General features: G+C 64.3%; 17 protein-coding genes and 1 pseudogene. 15 read left to right on the top strand and 3 right to left on the bottom strand.

From position 1 onward, the window contains the following. Positions 1-102: 102 nt before the first annotated feature. The 11 genes from JHD59_RS15005 (at position 103) to JHD59_RS15055 (ending at position 10,092) form a co-directional block, all read left to right on the top strand. A complete protein-coding gene (locus tag JHD59_RS15005) occupies positions 103-606 on the top strand; it encodes a DUF177 domain-containing protein (protein ID WP_199154825.1) in 504 nt (167 codons plus the stop codon). A 45-nt stretch (positions 607-651) separates the two neighbouring features. Continuing rightward, positions 652-831 (top strand): 50S ribosomal protein L32, encoded by a 180-nt coding sequence (rpmF, locus tag JHD59_RS15010; RefSeq protein ID WP_011136965.1) that lies wholly within the window; start codon positions 652-654, stop codon positions 829-831. A gap of 57 nt (positions 832-888) precedes the next feature. Beyond that, positions 889-1,926: a phosphate acyltransferase PlsX gene (plsX, locus tag JHD59_RS15015; protein WP_043620885.1), complete on the top strand. Its 1,038-nt coding sequence runs from the start codon at positions 889-891 to the stop codon at positions 1,924-1,926. A 5-nt stretch (positions 1,927-1,931) separates the two neighbouring features. Continuing rightward, positions 1,932-2,891: a beta-ketoacyl-ACP synthase III gene (locus JHD59_RS15020; protein WP_199154826.1), complete on the top strand. Its 960-nt coding sequence runs from the start codon at positions 1,932-1,934 to the stop codon at positions 2,889-2,891. 128 nt (positions 2,892-3,019) lie between these two features. Then, positions 3,020-3,949: an ACP S-malonyltransferase gene (fabD, locus tag JHD59_RS15025; RefSeq protein ID WP_199154827.1), complete on the top strand. Its 930-nt coding sequence runs from the start codon at positions 3,020-3,022 to the stop codon at positions 3,947-3,949. 87 nt (positions 3,950-4,036) lie between these two features. Next, the gene (gene fabG / locus JHD59_RS15030; protein ID WP_103319233.1) at positions 4,037-4,774 is read left to right on the top strand and encodes a 3-oxoacyl-ACP reductase FabG; all 738 of its coding nucleotides are present in this window, start codon (positions 4,037-4,039) and stop codon (positions 4,772-4,774) included. Positions 4,775-4,883: 109 nt separating this feature from the next. Then, positions 4,884-5,123 carry an acyl carrier protein gene (gene acpP, locus JHD59_RS15035; protein ID WP_103319235.1) on the top strand — a complete coding sequence of 80 codons (240 nt, stop codon included), beginning with the start codon at positions 4,884-4,886 and terminating at the stop codon, positions 5,121-5,123. 165 nt (positions 5,124-5,288) lie between these two features. Continuing rightward, entirely contained in the window at positions 5,289-6,530 is a 1,242-nt protein-coding gene (gene fabF / locus JHD59_RS15040) for a beta-ketoacyl-ACP synthase II (protein WP_199154828.1), read from the top strand. 137 nt (positions 6,531-6,667) lie between these two features. Next, positions 6,668-7,960, top strand: coding sequence for an aminodeoxychorismate synthase component I (locus JHD59_RS15045; protein WP_199154829.1), 1,293 nt, complete (start codon positions 6,668-6,670; stop codon positions 7,958-7,960). Then, positions 7,960-8,772, top strand: a complete 813-nt coding sequence (pabC, locus tag JHD59_RS15050) for an aminodeoxychorismate lyase (protein ID WP_199154830.1) — start codon at positions 7,960-7,962, stop codon at positions 8,770-8,772. Before JHD59_RS15045 ends, pabC begins: the two co-directional genes overlap by 1 nt. A 153-nt stretch (positions 8,773-8,925) precedes the next feature. Then, positions 8,926-10,092 (top strand): dicarboxylate/amino acid:cation symporter, encoded by a 1,167-nt coding sequence (locus JHD59_RS15055; protein WP_199154831.1) that lies wholly within the window; start codon positions 8,926-8,928, stop codon positions 10,090-10,092. A 162-nt stretch (positions 10,093-10,254) separates the two neighbouring features. On the opposite strand, the gene JHD59_RS15060 is transcribed toward JHD59_RS15055, so the two are convergent. After that, positions 10,255-10,515 (bottom strand): DUF4936 family protein, encoded by a 261-nt coding sequence (locus JHD59_RS15060; protein ID WP_103320190.1) that lies wholly within the window; start codon positions 10,513-10,515, stop codon positions 10,255-10,257. A gap of 81 nt (positions 10,516-10,596) precedes the next feature. Here JHD59_RS15060 and JHD59_RS15065 point away from each other — a divergent pair, with 81 nt between their 5' ends. Next, on the top strand, positions 10,597-11,487 hold the full coding sequence (locus JHD59_RS15065) for a prephenate dehydrogenase/arogenate dehydrogenase family protein (RefSeq protein ID WP_199154832.1): 891 nt from the start codon (positions 10,597-10,599) through the stop codon (positions 11,485-11,487). On the opposite strand, the gene JHD59_RS15070 is transcribed toward JHD59_RS15065, so the two are convergent. Continuing rightward, positions 11,484-12,371, bottom strand: a complete 888-nt coding sequence (locus JHD59_RS15070) for a LysR family transcriptional regulator (RefSeq protein ID WP_199154833.1) — start codon at positions 12,369-12,371, stop codon at positions 11,484-11,486. The genes JHD59_RS15065 and JHD59_RS15070 overlap by 4 nt on opposite strands. Before the next feature lie 103 nt (positions 12,372-12,474). On the opposite strand from JHD59_RS15070, the gene JHD59_RS15075 reads away from it, so the two are divergent. The 3 genes from JHD59_RS15075 to JHD59_RS15085 all read left to right on the top strand — a co-directional run bounded on the left by JHD59_RS15075 (position 12,475) and on the right by JHD59_RS15085 (position 15,433). Then, positions 12,475-13,731, top strand: a complete 1,257-nt coding sequence (locus JHD59_RS15075) for an MFS transporter (protein WP_368671595.1) — start codon at positions 12,475-12,477, stop codon at positions 13,729-13,731. A 391-nt stretch (positions 13,732-14,122) separates the two neighbouring features. Then, on the top strand, positions 14,123-14,827 hold the full coding sequence (locus tag JHD59_RS15080; protein ID WP_199154834.1) for a hypothetical protein: 705 nt from the start codon (positions 14,123-14,125) through the stop codon (positions 14,825-14,827). A 12-nt stretch (positions 14,828-14,839) separates the two neighbouring features. Continuing rightward, on the top strand, positions 14,840-15,433 hold the full coding sequence (locus JHD59_RS15085; protein ID WP_233164229.1) for a C39 family peptidase: 594 nt from the start codon (positions 14,840-14,842) through the stop codon (positions 15,431-15,433). 47 nt (positions 15,434-15,480) lie between these two features. On the opposite strand, the pseudogene JHD59_RS15090 reads toward JHD59_RS15085, so the two are convergent. Further along, positions 15,481-15,723, bottom strand: a pseudogene (locus tag JHD59_RS15090) (tRNA (adenosine(37)-N6)-dimethylallyltransferase MiaA); the annotation flags it as partial.

The following is a 15,723-nucleotide window of genomic DNA, read 5'->3' on the forward strand; positions in this document are numbered from 1 at the left end:
CGGCAGGGCGCGGCGCCGTTGCCGCGGCGCGGACGACGACGGTTTGCGCCTGCCTTGTTTCTTTTGACAAATCAGGGGAATGGATTGTACCATGCGGAGTTTATGTCTAAACCGATTTTGATTGATCCGCTCAAGTTCGCCCGGGAGGGCCGCTCGCTGTCCGGCGCATTGCCGGTTGGCGGGCTGGAGGAGCGCGTTCATGGCGACCTGTCGGACACCTCTGGCGAGGTGTCCTACCAGCTCGACGGCTTTCGCGACGAATTGCAGCGCCTCGCTCTGCGCATCCGCCTGACGGCTGCGCTGCAAGTCACCTGCCAGCGTTGCCTGGATGGCATGCCGTTCAGCCTGGACACCGATTCGGTGCTCACGCTGTTCGCCAGCCAGGAAAAACTGGATGGAGCCTGCGAGCAGGACGAGGAACTGGACGCCATTCTCGCCGAACCCGAACTGGACGTGATTGCGCTGATCGAAGACGAAATCATCATGGGCTTGCCGCATTCGCCGAAACACGACGAATGCAGCAGGGATACTCTCTCGCTCGCCAAGGCTGACAAGCCCAACCCGTTTGCGGTGCTGGCGGCGCTTAAGAGACCCAAGTCCGAGTAACCCTGATTCGCATTAGAATCTACTTGAATTTCTTAGGAGTCGACCATGGCTGTTCAACAGAACAAAAAGTCCCCGTCCAAGCGCGGCATGCATCGTGCACACGATTTTCTGACCGCTCCGGCCCTGGCAGTTGAAGCCAGCACCGGCGAAGCCCACCTGCGTCACCACATCAGCCCGAACGGCTTCTACCGTGGCCGCAAGGTTGTGAAGACCAAGGGCGAGTAATCTCCCCGTCCTCACTTCCTTTCCTTTTTTGGTAGGCACTTTATACCGCACTCGTTGATGACTATCACCGTCGCGGTTGATGCTATGGGCGGTGACGTTGGCCTCAAGGTTACCGTCCCAGCATCGATCCAATTCCTGCAAGACCACCCCGACACCCATCTGATTCTCGTAGGCGACCAGCCAGCCCTTGAGGCGGAACTGTCCCTGCATGCGGGCGCCGTGCGTGAGCGCATCCTCATCCAGCATGCCACCCAAGTGGTGGGCATGGACGAGGCGCCTCAGCTCGCCCTGAAGAATAAGAAGGATTCGTCAATGCGGGTGGCGATCAATCTGGTCAAGGAAGGCAAGGCGCAGGCCGCCGTCTCCGCCGGCAATACCGGCGCGCTGATGGCCACCGCGCGTTTCGTCCTCAAGACCATTCCGGGCATCGACCGTCCCGCCATCGCCAAGCTGCTGCCCAATGTCAAGGGCACTTCCTGCGTGCTGGATCTGGGCGCCAACGTCGATTGCACCCCAGAACAACTGTTGCAGTTCGGCATCATGGGTTCCGAACTGATGGCTTGTCTGCAAGGCAAGACCAACCCCAGCGTCGGCCTGCTGAATATCGGCAGCGAGGACATCAAGGGCAACGACAACATCAAGAAGACTGCCGAACTGCTGCGCCAGTCGGAGCTGAATTTCTACGGCAACGTGGAAGGCGACGACATCTGCAAGGGCACGGTGGATGTGGTAGTCTGCGACGGTTTCACTGGCAATGTGGCGCTCAAGACAGCTGAGGGGCTGGCGCACATGTTCGCCGTATTCCTGAAGGAAGAGTTCGGCCGCAGCTGGTGGACGCGCCTGTGCGCGCTGGCCGCGCTGCCGGTGCTGGCGCTCTTCAAGAAGCGCATCGATCCGCGCCGCTACAACGGGGCCAGCTTGCTGGGCCTGCGCGGCATCGTGGTGAAAAGCCACGGCGGCGCCGATGTCACAGGATTCCGTTACGCGTTGGCGCAGGCATGCGAGGAGGCCGGCTCCGACGTGATTGGTCACATCGCCGAACGGGTTGCTAAACAACTAGACAACCTCAAGCAATCCGAGGCAGAAGCGAACTGACATACATGGGCTATTCCCGCATTCTCGGCACCGGCAGCTATCTGCCGTCCCAGGTGCTCACCAATGCGCAATTGGCCGAACGCGTGGAGACCAGCGACGAGTGGATCGTCACTCGCACTGGCATCCGCGCGCGCCATATTGCTGACGAGCAGCACAAGACCAGCGACCTCGCCTTGAGGGCGGCCGAAGCCGCCATCGCCAGCGCTGGCATAGACAAGGACGAGATCGACCTGATCATCGTCGCCACCACCACCCCGGACATGATCTTTCCCAGCACCGCCTGCATTCTGCAGGAAAAGCTGGGTCTGCCCGGCGTGCCTGCGTTTGACGTGCAGGCCGTCTGCGCCGGCTTCATCTATGCGCTGAACACCGCCAACGCCTATATCAAGAGCGGCATGGCGAAGAAGGCGCTGGTGGTGGGGGCGGAGATCATGTCGCGCGTGCTGGATTGGGATGACCGCCGCACCTGCGTGTTGTTCGGCGACGGCGCCGGCGCAGTCGTGCTGGGCGCATCCGACGAGCCGGGCATCCTGCATGCCAAGCTGGCGGCCGATGGCCGTTACCAGGGCCTGCTGAATACGCCGGCGCAGATTTCCGGCGGCAAGATCCAGGGCATGCCGTATCTGCACATGGACGGTCCGGCGGTATTCAAATTCGCCGTCAAGTCCTTGTCGGAGATCGCCATGTCCACGCTGGCCGAGGCCCGCGTGGAGAAATCCGCCGTCGATTGGCTGGTGCCGCACCAGGCCAATCTGCGCATCATCGAATCCACCGCCAAACACCTGAGTTTGTCCATGGACAAGGTCATCGTCACCTTGCCGGAGCAGGGCAATACCTCGGCGGCCTCCATCCCGCTGGCGCTGGACGTCGCCGTGCGCGATGGCCGCATCCAGCGCGGACAGACTGTGCTGCTGGAGGGGATAGGCGGCGGTTTCGCCTGGGGCGCCGCGCTGCTGATCTTTTGATAAGCGGATGACGCGAAAAACGCATTTCGCTGCCGATTCGCCGATTATCAGCGGTTTTTTTGATCGGCGGGCTTGGCAGCGAGGGGCGTCTTGCGTCATCCTTTGCGTCGAATTCAGTGGAGTCGACAATGACTTTTGCATTTCTGTTTCCCGGTCAAGGCTCGCAGAGCCTGAAAATGATGGATGGCTTCGCCGATCTGCCGGTCGTGCAGCATACCTTCGAAGAGGCTTCCAGTGCGCTGTCGGTCGATCTGTGGGCCATGTTGCAGGCGGATAGCGCCGATGCCATCAACGCCACCGTCAACACCCAGCCCATCATGCTGGCCGCCGGTTACGCCACGTATCTGGCGTGGCAGGAGCTGAACGGCAAGCAGCCGGCGGTAGTCGCCGGCCACAGCCTGGGCGAGTACACCGCCCTGGTGGCCTCTGGCGCGCTGCCGTTCGCCGAAGCCATCAAGCTGGTGCGCCTGCGCGCGGAAGCGATGCAGGCCGCCGTGCCGGCGGGCACTGGCGCCATGGCCGCCATCCTGAACCTCTCCGACGACGACATCCGCGCCGCTTGCGCGGAGGCTGCGCAGGGCGAGGTGGTGGAGCCGGTCAACTTCAACTCGCCGGGCCAGGTGGTGATCGCCGGCCACAAGGCCGCGGTGGAGCGGGCGATGGAAGCTTGCAAGGCCAAGGGCGCCAAGCGCGCGCTGCCGCTGCCGGTTTCCGTGCCGTCGCACTGCTCGCTGATGCGCCCGGCCGCCGAACGCCTGGCCGAGGCGCTGCGTGAGGTGAACCTGAACGTGCCGGCCATTCCGGTACTGCACAATGCCGATGTGGCCAGCTACAGCGACCCGGCGCAAATCCGCGACGCGCTGACTCGTCAGCTGTACATGCCGGTGCGTTGGACCGAAACCATCCAGAAGCTGGCCGGCGACGGCATCCTGCTGATGGCGGAATGCGGTCCCGGCAAGGTGCTGGCGGGCTTGGCCAAGCGCATCGACGGCAACGTCAAGTGCCTGACCTTGACCGATCGCGCCTCGCTGGAGGCCGCCAGCGCCGAGCTGGCCTGAGCACCCATTGACAGCGGGTTGGCCTGAGGCCGGCCCGCGGCGATTTGCCCTGCATGGGGCGGACGCCGACCATAAGGAGACATATTGATGAGTCTGCAGGGCAAAGTAGCGCTGGTGACCGGCGCGTCCCGCGGCATTGGCGCGGCCATCGCCGACGCCTTGGTCGCCGAAGGCGCGATTGTCATCGGCACCGCTACGTCGGAATCCGGCGCGGCTGCGATCCATGAGCGTCTGTCCGGCAAGGGCGGCGCCGGTCGCGTGCTGAACGTGACCGAGGCGGGCGCAGTCGAGGCGCTGGTGGACACGGTGGAGAAGGAATTCGGCGCCATCGCCGTGCTGGTCAACAATGCCGGCATCACCCGCGACAACCTGTTGATGCGGATGAAAGAAGATGATTGGGACGCCATCATGGACACCAATCTGAAGTCGGTGTTCAAGACGTCCAAGGCCGTGATGCGCGGCATGATGAAGGCCCGCAGCGGCCGCATCATCAACATCGCTTCCGTAGTGGGTGCGATGGGCAACGCCGGCCAAGCCAACTACGCCGCCGCCAAGGCGGGCATCATGGGCTTCACCAAGTCCATGGCGCGCGAGGTCGGCAGCCGCAACATCACCGTCAACTGCGTCGCGCCGGGCTTCATCGACACCGACATGACCCGCGCGCTGCCGGAAGCGCAGCGCGAGGCGCTGGTGGGGCAGATCGCCCTTGGCCGTCTGGGCGATGCCAAAGATATTGCCGATGCCGTTGTATTTTTGGCGTCGGATCGGGCCGCGTACATCACGGGTCAGACATTGCATGTAAATGGTGGCATGCTGATGCCATAAACTGGTCCGGCAAATGTCCGGATGAGATTTAGGTAGGCTGCTCTAATTTTTTTTTGTAGAATACCGGGGTTTTGTGATCCCGAATCAGAAAGGTCAAGGGTTTAAACAAATGGAAAACATCGAAGCGCGCGTTAAGAAGATCGTCGCCGAACAACTGGGCGTGAACGAAGCCGAAGTGAAGACCGAGTCCTCCTTCGTGGACGATCTGGGCGCCGACTCGCTCGACACCGTTGAGCTGGTAATGGCTCTGGAAGAAGAGTTCGAGTGCGAAATTCCGGACGAAGAGGCCGAGAAGATCACGACCGTTCAGCAAGCCATCGACTACGTCACCGCTCATCTGAACAAATAATCCCTTTCTTCGGGACCAGGACCTCTGCCCGGTGCTGCTTCGGCTCGCCCGCAGAGGTTCTTTTGTTATGAGGATTCCAAACGTGCGTTTGAATTGCGCGCTTGCGCAATCGACTCGCTTGGTTTCAACGGGAGACTGCCCTCCCATCTCTCACGGAGATTCTTCGTGTCCAAACGCAGAGTAGTAGTCACCGGCCTGGGCCATGTGTCCCCGGTCGGCAATGATGTCGCCACCGGTTGGGCCAATTTGCTGGCCGGCAAGAGCGGCATAGCCAAGATCACCCGTTTCGACGCCAGCGACATGGCGTGCCAGATCGCGGGCGAAGTCAAGGATTTCGACATCGCCCAATACATCTCGCCGAAGGAGGCGCGTCGCAACGACCTGTTCATCCACTACGGCATCGCCGCGGCCCTCCAGGCCATCGCCGATGCCGGCCTGGATGACATCCCGGGGCTGGACAAGACCCGCGTCGGCGTCAATATCGGTTCCGGCATCGGCGGCTTGCCGCTGATCGAGGACACCGGTGTGGCGCTGATGGAAGGCGGCCCGCGCAAGATCGGTCCGTTCTTCATTCCGGGTTCGCTGATCAACCTGATCGCCGGCCAGGTGTCCATCCTGAAAGGCTTCCAGGGGCCGTCCTATGGCATCGTGTCCGCCTGCACCACCGGCGCGCACTGCATAGGCGACGCCGCGCGCCTGATCCAGTACGGCGACGCCGACATCATGGTGGCCGGCGGCGCCGAGGGAGCGATCTCGCGCCTGGGCATCGGCGGCTTCGCCGCGATGAAGGCGCTGTCCACCCGCAACGACGATCCGGCAGGCGCGTCCCGTCCTTGGGACAAGGGCCGCGACGGCTTCGTGATGGGCGAGGGCGCCGGCGTGCTGGTGCTGGAAGAGTATGAGCATGCGGTGAAGCGCGGCGCGACGATTTACGCCGAGCTGATCGGCTTCGGCATGAGCTCGGACGCGTATCACATCACCGCGCCGAATGCCGAGGGCCCGGCCCGCGGCGTGGCCAACGCGCTGCGCGACGCCGGCATCAACGCCGACCAGGTGCAGTACGTCAACGCGCACGGCACGTCCACGCCGCTGGGCGACGCCAACGAGACCAACGCCATCAAGATGGCGTTCGGCGACCACGCCGGCAAGCTGGTGGTCAATTCCACCAAGTCCATGACCGGCCACTTGCTGGGCGGCGCCGGCGGCGTGGAGGCGATCTACACCATTCTGGCCATCCACAACCAGATCTCGCCGCCGACCATCAATCTCGTCGAGCAGGATCTGGAAGCGGGTTGCGATCTCGATTACGTGGCCAACACCGCGCGTGAAATGAAGATCGACGTGGGTATCTCCAATTCCTTCGGTTTTGGCGGCACCAACGGCACGCTGGTGTTCAAGCGCGTGTAAAACCGTCGCGCAAGCGATTGACAGGCCGAACCGCTGCGCTACACTCGCAGCGGTTTTTCTTTTTTCCGCCGCCGTGCGCAAGGTTGGCCGGCGGAGGTCGTAAATCAGTGCCGGGCCTTGCCGGCCCAGGACTCCCGATGTTCACGCAGAAACTCGATTTCATTCCCGACTTGTTGGCGCTGCACGTTTCCGATCGCGAGAATTTCCCGTATTTGATGCAGTCGTCCGGCGATAGCGGCTGGGATCTGCTGCTGATGCAGCGCGAGCGGCGCGTGTTCCGCAGCGGCGAGGGCCAGGCGTTTCTCGAGCAGATGCGCGCCTTCCAGCCGCGGCCGGTGGCCAATCCGCATGCCCTGCCGTTTGTCGGCGGCTGGTTCGTCTATCTCGCCTACGATCTGTTGTCCGAGTTCGAGCCGCGGGTGCCGGCCGCCTTGCCCGATAGTTTTCCGTTGGCGGTATGGGCGCGCACGCCGGCGGCGGTGCTGGTGGACCGCGTCCACAACGAAGCCTGGCTGGTCGGCGAGACCGCCGAGGACTGGCATCGGCTGGAGCGCCTGGTCAGCGCGCGTCCGGCTTTTGAACCGGCGGCGGTCGCGCTGAACGCGCTGGAAGAAGACCCGCCCGAGTGGTACACCGACGCGGTGGTCCGCCTCAAGCGCTACATCTACGAAGGCGACGTGTTTCAAGTCAACATCTCGCGCGGCTGGCGCGCCGAGCTGGCCGACGGCATCGCCGCGCCGGATCTGTACGCCGCGCTGCGCCGGGCCAACCCGGCGCCGTTCTCGGCCTTGGCGGACTTTGGCGAGGCGCAGATCGTCAGTTCGTCGCCGGAGCGCCTGGTGCGCGTGCAGCAGGGCTGGGCCGAAACGCGGCCGATCGCCGGCACCCATCCGCGCTCGCCGGACCCGGCGGAAGACGCCGCGCTGAAGCAGCGGCTGATCAGCAGCATCAAGGAGCGCGCCGAGCACGTGATGCTGATCGATCTGGAGCGCAACGATCTAGGCCGCATCTGCCGGCCGGGCACGGTGGAAGTCAACGAGCTGATGGCGGTGGCCAGCTACGCCTATGTCCACCATATCGAATCGAATGTGCGCGGCCGGCTGCGCGACGATGTCGCGCCGGCGGACGTGCTGCGCGCGCTGTTCCCCGGCGGCACCATCACCGGCTGTCCCAAGGTGCGCACCATGCAGATCATCCGCGAGCTGGAAAACGGCGCCCGCCGCGCCTATACCGGCAGCCTGGGTTATCTGAACCGCGACGGCAGCATGGATTTCAACATCCTGATCCGCACCTTCATGCAGGAGGGCAGCCAGCTGCGCTTCCGCGCCGGCGGCGGCATCGTGGCCGACTCCGATCCCGAGCGCGAGCTGATGGAAACCCGCCACAAGGCGCGCGGCCTGCTCAGAGCGCTGGGCGTGGAGCAGGCTTGATGGCCATGCTGATCAACGGCCTGCCGGGCGAAATGGTCTCCGCCTTGGATCGCGGCTTCAATTACGGCGACGGCGTGTTCCGCACCCTGCAGCTGCGCCGCGGCCGGCCGTGGATATGGCGCTGGCAGTACGCGCGGCTGGCCCACGACGCGGCGCGGCTGCGGCTGGAAGCGCCGGACGAGCAGTTGCTGCTCGACGAGCTGATGGCGCTGGGGCGCCAGCACGAGTTGGCGGTGGCCAAGATCGTGCTGACGCGCGGCGCGGGCGCGCGCGGCTATGCGATGCCGGCTGCTGCGGCGTCCACGCGCATCGTGTCGGTTTCGCCATGGCAGGGCTACCCGCAAGAATATGGCGAGCAGGGCGTGACAGCGCGCTGGTGCGAGCTGCGCCTATCCATCCAGCCCGCTCTGGCCGGCATCAAGCACCTGAACCGTCTGGAGAGCGTGCTGGCCCGCTCCGAATGGGACGACCCGGCCATTCAGGAAGGGCTGTTGCTGGATCAGGACGGCTGGCTGGTCGAAGGCACCATGAGCAATGTCTACCTGCTGCGCGGGCGGCAGCTGCTGACGCCCCGGCTGGATCGCAACGGCGTGAACGGCGCGGTGCGAGATTGGTTGACCGACAATGTTGCTGATTTCGGACTTGAATTTATAGAAAAGCGACTTTCCGTCGCCGATTTGATTGACGCTGACGCGGCCTTTCTCTCCAATAGCCTGATGGGCATCTGGCCGCTGGCCCGCTTGGGCGAGCGCGTCTGGACGCCTTCCCCTTTGCTGCAAGCATTGCGGCAAGCCTTGTTACAACAAGCCTGAAGCCTGGCGCCGGAGGGACAAACCGGCGCCGCGTTCCGCCTGCCGTCTCGGCGGGTCTCCCCTCATCGCATGCCATCCGGCCGAGCCGGAGCGGGGATGCTTTGCCTGCGCGCGGCGGATATGGGCTGATACAACGGACAAAGAGGTCGTGTTTTGAAATTGATTCTGAAATTGCTGGCCGGCATGGCGCTGGGCATATTGCTCGGTCTGTACGCGCCGGACCCGGCGCAATCCTTGCTGCTGACCTTCAAGGGCCTGTTCGGCCAATTCATCGGTTTCATGATTCCGCTGATCATCGTGTTCTACATCATGCACGGCATCGCGTCGCTGGAGAGCGGCTCCGGCCGCATGCTGGGCTGGACCGTCGGCCTGGCCTATGGCTCCACCGTGCTGTCCGGCGCGCTGGCCTTCGGCGCCGCGTCGACAGTGTTGCCGCAGTGGGTGGGCGAGGCGGCCCAGGCGCCGGTTGCGGCCAGCGCCATCGCGCCGCTATTCAAGCTGGAGATCAAGCCCTTGTTCGATGTGATGACGGCGCTGACCCTGGCCTTTGTCTTCGGGCTGGGCATTTCCGCCACCGGCGCGACGCGCCTGCATGAGCTGGCGGAGCAGGGCAAGGACATCGTCGAGAAGGTGTTGGCCCGCGTGCTGGTGCCGCTGCTGCCGGCTTATATCGCCTGCGTATTCGCGGACATGGCTGCCGCCGGCACGGCTTTCGCCACCTTGCAGACCTTTGCCGTAGTGCTGCTGTTGGCCATCGGCCTGCACGCGCTGTGGCTGACGCTGCTGTACGGCGTCAGCGGCCTGTTGCTGGGGCGCAATCCGCTCTCGCTGCTGCGCGCCATGCTGCCGGCCTACTTCACCGCGCTGGGCACCATGTCGTCCGCCGCCACCATTCCGGTGGCGCTGCGCTCGGCCGGCAATATGAAGGTGGCCTCGCCGGTAGTGAACTTCGTGATGCCCTTGTGCGCCACCATCCACCTGTGCGGCTCCACCATCACTCTGGTCAGCTGCGCCACGGCGGTGATGCTGATGACGCCGGGCCTGGCGTTGCCGGGTTGGGACGTCATGCTGCCATTCATCTTGCTGTTGGGCGTGACCATGGTGGCGGCGCCGGGCGCGCCCGGCGGCGGCGTGATGGCGGCGCTGGGCATCCTGTCCAGCGTGCTGGGTTTTCCCGAGGCCGCGCTGGCGCTGATGATCGCGTTGTATCTGGCGCAGGATAGCTTCGGCACTGCCTGCAATGTGGCGGGCGACGGCGTGATCGCGCTGTGGGTGGAGCGGCTGACGCTGCGGGCTGAACCTGCCATGCAAAACGGTTAACGGTGATTTGCAAAGCAGAACAAGTGATTTGGTGGAGGCGGCCGCGTTCGGTATATTGTTTGCCATGACCGAGTCGCCATGGCGCAAGCCGGGCATTGAGTTTCGGTTTCTCTCGTAAATCGTGTTTCTTTCGGCCGGGCGTTTGCCCGGCCTTTTTCTTGCCTACAGCGGCCGGAACCATTCCTCATGTGCCGGCATGACCAAGTTGTGACGCTGGCGCGCGGCCTGCCAGACGCCGCGGAAGGCATCCCGGTCATCGATGCCGGCATACACCTCCATCCAGGTCGTTTCGTCGTCGCAGCGCCGCAGCAGTTCGCCCGTCCAGCCGGCGGCGGCCAGTTCGCCCTGCAGCGCGCGCAGCCTTTGCAGCTGGGCCTCGGCATCGGTTTCGACTTTGAAATAGCAATACAGCGTGACGGTCATGTCGGTCTCCAGACTGGCCTGATCGGGAAAATCGCTTATGATAGACCTTCGCGCCGCGCGGGTGGCGGCAGAACAAGGGGGATGCAGGTGCAGCAGCAGATAGACACGCTGGTGGTGGCGGGCGTCGGCCTGATCGGCGGCTCGTTCGCGCTGGCGCTCAAGCGCGCCGGCCGGGTGCGCCGGGTCATCGGCGTGGGCCGCACGCTGGCCAATCTGGAGAATGCGCTGGCGCTTGGCGTGGCCGACGAGGTGACGCAGGACATCGCCAGCGTGGCCCATCGCGCCGACATGGTGCTGTTGGCCGCGCCGGTGGGGCAGATGGGCGCGCTGATGCGGGCGCTGGCGCCGGGGCTGCGGCCGGGCGCCATCGTCACAGACGGCGGCAGCACCAAGAGCGACGTGGTCGCGCTGTACCGCGAACATCTGCCGCAGCATCTGTCCTGGTGCGTGCCGGCGCACCCGATCGCCGGGTCGGACCTGTCCGGCGCCGCCGCCGCGCAGTATGGCTTGTACGAGAACCGCCGCGTGGTGCTGACGCCGCTGGACGAGACGCGGCCTGAGGCGGCCGAGACCGTGGCCGAGCTGTGGCGCGCCTGCGGCGCGGAAATCCACGCCATGAGCGCCGCCGAACACGACGCGGTGTTCGCCAGCGTCAGCCACCTGCCGCATTTGCTGGCCTTCGCCTATGTCGATCAGGTGGCGGCCAAAGCCGACGCCGAACGCTGCTTCGACTTTGCCGCCACCGGTTTCCGCGATTTCACCCGCATCGCCGGCAGCCATCCGGAAATGTGGACCGACATCAGCCTGGCCAACCGCGACGCCTTGTTGGCCGAGCTGGCGAACTACCGCGCCAGCCTGGAGCGCTTGTCAGCCTTGCTGGAGCAGGGCGACGCGGCCAGTCTGAATCAATTGTTCAGCGAAGCGCGCGCCGCGCGCACGCGCTGGCATCAGCAGTTTTTGCGCAGGGGTTAGTTTTCAGTCTCCACTCCGGCCAAAAAATTGGCCACCAGCGGCGAATCCTCATTGCGCCGCGTGGCGATGCCCATCGCCAGATAGGCGTCGTGGTCGGACAGCGGCACGTAGCGCACCGCGGGAAGCTGCACGCACTCCAGCGGGGAGGGCAGGATGGCGATGCCGACGCCTGCCGCCACCAGCCCGATCTGGGTGATCGCCTCGCCCGCCTCTTGCACCACGTTCAATTCCAAACCATTTTGCCGCGCCAGTTGCAGGATCACGTCGCGCAGGCCGGCGCCGGATTCCTGCGGATAGCCGATCAATGGCTCGCGCGCCAGTTCGGCCAGCGCCACGCTGCCGGCTTGCGCCAGCGGGTGCGCGCGCGGCAGCACGGCCAGCAGGCGGTCGCGGTGCAACTCCCTGACTTGAATCCGCGCGCTGGGCGCGGGGCCGTTGAAGCGGACGAAGCCCAGGTCCAGCTGGCCGCGCTCCAGCGCGTCGAACTGGCCGGCGGTGAACATTTCGCGCAGCGTCAGCCTGACGTTTGGGTATGCGGCGCGGTAGTGCTGCAGGCTGTGGTGCAATATGGGGGTGAGCGGCAGCGAGGAGGTGAAGCCGATGCGCAGCTCGCCGATTTCGCCATCGGCCGCGCGACGGGCGGCGGCCATGGCGGCGGTGCTGTCGGCCAGAATCTGCCGCGCGCGGGGGAGAAACTGGCGGCCGGCGGCGGTCAGCTCCACTTTGCGCTGGTGGCGGCGGAACAAGGCCACGCCGAGCTCCGCTTCCAGCGCCTGGATTTGCTGGCTCAAGGGCGGCTGGCCGATGTGCAGGCGTTCGGCGGCGCGCGTGAAGTGCAGCTCCTCGGCTACCGCCAGGAAATAGCGCAGATGTCGCAGTTCCATAATTGATATTTTATAAGTATCAATGATTGGTTAAATATATATTGGACTGCTGTAATGGCCAAGCCTAAGCTGACGGTGTCGTCAGTTTCATGAGATTGTCGCTGTGTCCACCCCCCTTTCCGCTACTGTCTTGCCCCCATCGCTTACCGCCGCTGCCGCATCGCCTGTCGGCAAGCTGCATGCTGGCAGCCCGGCGTTTCGCGCCACGTCCCGCGCCATGTTTGTCGGCGGCTTCTGCACTTTCGCCATGTTGTACTGCACCCAGCCCCTGATGCCGGTGTTTGCTCACGACTTTGGCCTGACGCCCGCCGCCGCCAGCGGCGTGGTGTCGATGTCCACCGGCACGCTGGCGTTGAGCCTGATCCCGGCCAGCCTGCTGTCGGACCGTTTCGGCCGCCGCGCCTTGATGAATGGCGCGCTGGCGCTGGGCGCGCTATTGATGCTGCTGTCGGTCTTTGTCGGCAGTTTCGGGCAGTTCATCTGGCTGCGCGCCTTGTTTGGCATTGCCTTGGCCGGCTTGCCGGCGGTGGCGATGGCGTATCTGAGCGAGGAGGTCGATGGCAAGTCGCTGGGCCACTCCATGGGGCTGTATATCGCCGGCAACGCGCTGGGCGGCATGTGCGGCCGGTTTCTGGCATCGGTGCTGGCCGATCATTTCGGCTGGCGCGGCGCGGTGCTGGCTTTGGCCTTGTTAGGCGGAGTGGGCGCCTGGCTGTTCTGGCGCTGGTTGCCTCCGTCGCGCCATTTCCAGCCGCGCGAGCATGATTTCACCCGCATGCGGCTGGAGGGAAAGGCGATTCTGCGAGATGGGGGGCTGCCCTGGCTGTTCCTGACGGCTTTCCTGCTCATGGGGTGTTTTGTCAGCCTCTACAACTACCTTGGCTTCCGCCTGCTTGCCGCGCCGTTTCACCTGAGCCAGAGCATGCTGGCGCTGGTGTTCTCGTTGTATGTGGTGGGCATCTGGTCGTCGGCCTGGGTGGGCCGGCTGGCCGACAGGCTGGGTCGCCGCAATGTGTTGTGGCTGATGGTGGCGATGATGCTGGCTGGCCTGGCGCTGACCTTGGCCGATACCTTATGGCTGATGGTGCCCGGTATCGCCTTGTTCACTTTCGGCTTCTTCGCCGGCCATTCTGTGGCCAGCAGCTGGATAGGGCTGCGGGCAAGGGAGGCCAAGGGATTGGCTGCGGCGCTGTATCTGAGTTGCTATTACCTCGGGTCCAGCGTGTATGGCTCGCTGTCCGGCCTGATGTGGGGGCGCGGCGGCTGGCATGGCGTGGCCGCAGTGCTGGCTGGCGGTTTGTTGCTGCTGTTGGCGGTGGCTTTGTGGCTGCGGCGTTTGCAGCCGCTGCCGCAGCATTGAGTGCGGCTTGATGCAAATGCCCCGCGGTCAAACGCGGGGCTTTGTTTTGCGTGTTTGCCATCAGTCGATGACGGACAGCGGGCGCTGTGCGGCCAATCCGATAATCCAACGCGCTGCGACGCGCATCAGTCCCCTTCTCAGGCCTGGGGCAATATGAGCTTGGCGACAGTTCCGATGCTGACCTTACGGGCAGGTTTGTTCTGACAGACCACTTTAATACCATGCATCAAGCGACTGAATTGTCGATATTTTTCAAAATAAATCAATGAGATGTATGTTTTTCCACGGATTGGGACGCGCAATTTCTGCTGCTATGACTATCGGTATGCTCATGGTATTTCATGGGCGGGTGTTGAACTGCAAACGCGTTCCAACTCTGGGGAGTCGAAATATGCAGTCGAAATCCGTGATCATGGCGGCCTGGCTGGGCCTGGCCGTTCTCGCCGGCGGCATCGCGCCGACCCATGCGGCGTCCTTATCCGCCGCGCAACTGGCCGAGCAGCAAACCGGCGCCGCGGCGGCGGCCAGGCAAGGCCTGGCCGCTTTCGTCAGGCAGAACGGGCAGGCGTTCGGCAATCGTCTGCCGGAGGGCTTTCCGCTGGATGTGGCGGATGGCCGCGCGCTGGCGTCTTTGCGCGTCGGTGCCGGTTTTCCGGTATACAGCGTGACGCCGCAACAACTGTTGGCGAACGATGCCGATCTCAGCCGCCAAATGGCGCCCACCGGCGCCTGGCGCTTCACCGTGTATCAGCAACAGCGGCCGGTTGGCCTGGTGACGGTGGAGAAGGTGGCGGGCCGTTGGCAAGCGGTGTCCTATGGCGCGGCCGGGCTGGCTAAGGATCTGGAGTCGTTGCGCGCGGCTTATGGCGATGGCGGCCAGGCTGCCACCCGTTTCCTGCGGGTATACCAGGCGCAATCGGACTTTCTGGAGGTGACGCCGGCCGGCGGCAAGCCGCGCTTCGCCGCGCTGACTTCAGCCAATGCGTCGCTGCAACTGCAACGCCAGGCCGATGGCGGCGCTGTCCTGCTGGACGGCGCGCAGTTGCTCGAACCGCTGCGCGCCGCGGTGCGCAGCAATCTTTCCAGCTGGCGCTGAGGGGAGGCCATCATGATGAACATGCATCTGGGCAAGACCATTCTGGCGGCGGCCATGCTGGCCGGCGCCGTTGCCGCGCAGGCAGACAGCAAGGTGCTGGGCGTGCCGTTGACGGTGCAGGAGCATAGCCAATGGTGCTGGGCCGGCTCCAGCAAGGCGGTGCTGGCCTGGTACAAGCAGACGCCGAGCCAGTGCGCCATCGTCAACTGGGCATTCGGCATCAACTACGCTTGCGGCAACAGCAACTTCAACTGGAACAGCGACGCCAACAGCCCCAATAATATGTTCGGCGGCGGAGGCAGCCTGCAGGACATCCTGACCAACTGGGGCGTGTCCAACTACACGGTCTACGATTATCTGTCCTGGACGCATGTGCAGCAGGACATCCAGGCCAGCCGGCCCTTTGTGATCCGTTATGGCTGGACCAGCGGCGGCGGCCATTTCATCGTAGGCCGCGGCTACCAGAGCGGCAGCAGCGGCAATTACGTCTACATGATGAATCCGTGGCCGGGGGAGGGGATGACTTACGCTTTGTACGACAATGTGGTATCGGCCAGCGATCATGACTGGACCCATACCCTGCGCATGAGCGTCAGCCCCAGATAGACTTGATCGACGATCAAAGACGGCAGCTTGGTGCTGCCGTCTTTCATTCAGAAATCCCCGTTGTAACGCAAAGCGTCCGCTGCGGGGCGACCGGCCAGGAAGTCTGCCACGGCGGTGGACAGCAGATCGGCCAAACCCTCCTGCTGCGCGTCCACCGGAATCACCTCCAGGCTGCGCGTCCAGGTCAGCTGGCGTTTGGCCAGCTGGCGGGTGGCGGCGATGCCGCGTTCGATGAAGTCGTCGTAGCCATATAAGCCATCCTGATGCTCCCAGGCCTGGCGATAGCCGAC

The organism is Chromobacterium sp. ASV23 (assembly GCF_016428945.1).
In the GTDB taxonomy this organism is placed as follows: Bacteria; Pseudomonadota; Gammaproteobacteria; order Burkholderiales; family Chromobacteriaceae; genus Chromobacterium; species Chromobacterium sinusclupearum.

Excerpts from the sequence above, each read along its gene's own strand:
- JHD59_RS15005 (WP_199154825.1), top strand. The coding sequence starts at position 103 with ATGTCTAAACCGATTTTGATTGATCCGCTCAAGTTCGCCCGGGAGGGC.
- rpmF (WP_011136965.1), top strand. The coding sequence starts at position 652 with ATGGCTGTTCAACAGAACAAAAAGTCCCCGTCCAAGCGCGGCATGCAT.
- plsX (WP_043620885.1), top strand. The coding sequence starts at position 889 with ATGACTATCACCGTCGCGGTTGATGCTATGGGCGGTGACGTTGGCCTC.
- JHD59_RS15020 (WP_199154826.1), top strand. The coding sequence starts at position 1,932 with ATGGGCTATTCCCGCATTCTCGGCACCGGCAGCTATCTGCCGTCCCAG.
- fabD (WP_199154827.1), top strand. The coding sequence starts at position 3,020 with ATGACTTTTGCATTTCTGTTTCCCGGTCAAGGCTCGCAGAGCCTGAAA.
- fabG (WP_103319233.1), top strand. The coding sequence starts at position 4,037 with ATGAGTCTGCAGGGCAAAGTAGCGCTGGTGACCGGCGCGTCCCGCGGC.
- acpP (WP_103319235.1), top strand. The coding sequence starts at position 4,884 with ATGGAAAACATCGAAGCGCGCGTTAAGAAGATCGTCGCCGAACAACTG.
- JHD59_RS15045 (WP_199154829.1), top strand. The coding sequence starts at position 6,668 with ATGTTCACGCAGAAACTCGATTTCATTCCCGACTTGTTGGCGCTGCAC.
- pabC (WP_199154830.1), top strand. The coding sequence starts at position 7,960 with ATGGCCATGCTGATCAACGGCCTGCCGGGCGAAATGGTCTCCGCCTTG.
- JHD59_RS15060 (WP_103320190.1), bottom strand. The coding sequence starts at position 10,515 with ATGACCGTCACGCTGTATTGCTATTTCAAAGTCGAAACCGATGCCGAG.
- JHD59_RS15065 (WP_199154832.1), top strand. The coding sequence starts at position 10,597 with ATGCAGGTGCAGCAGCAGATAGACACGCTGGTGGTGGCGGGCGTCGGC.
- JHD59_RS15070 (WP_199154833.1), bottom strand. The coding sequence starts at position 12,371 with ATGGAACTGCGACATCTGCGCTATTTCCTGGCGGTAGCCGAGGAGCTG.
- JHD59_RS15080 (WP_199154834.1), top strand. The coding sequence starts at position 14,123 with ATGCAGTCGAAATCCGTGATCATGGCGGCCTGGCTGGGCCTGGCCGTT.
- JHD59_RS15085 (WP_233164229.1), top strand. The coding sequence starts at position 14,840 with ATGATGAACATGCATCTGGGCAAGACCATTCTGGCGGCGGCCATGCTG.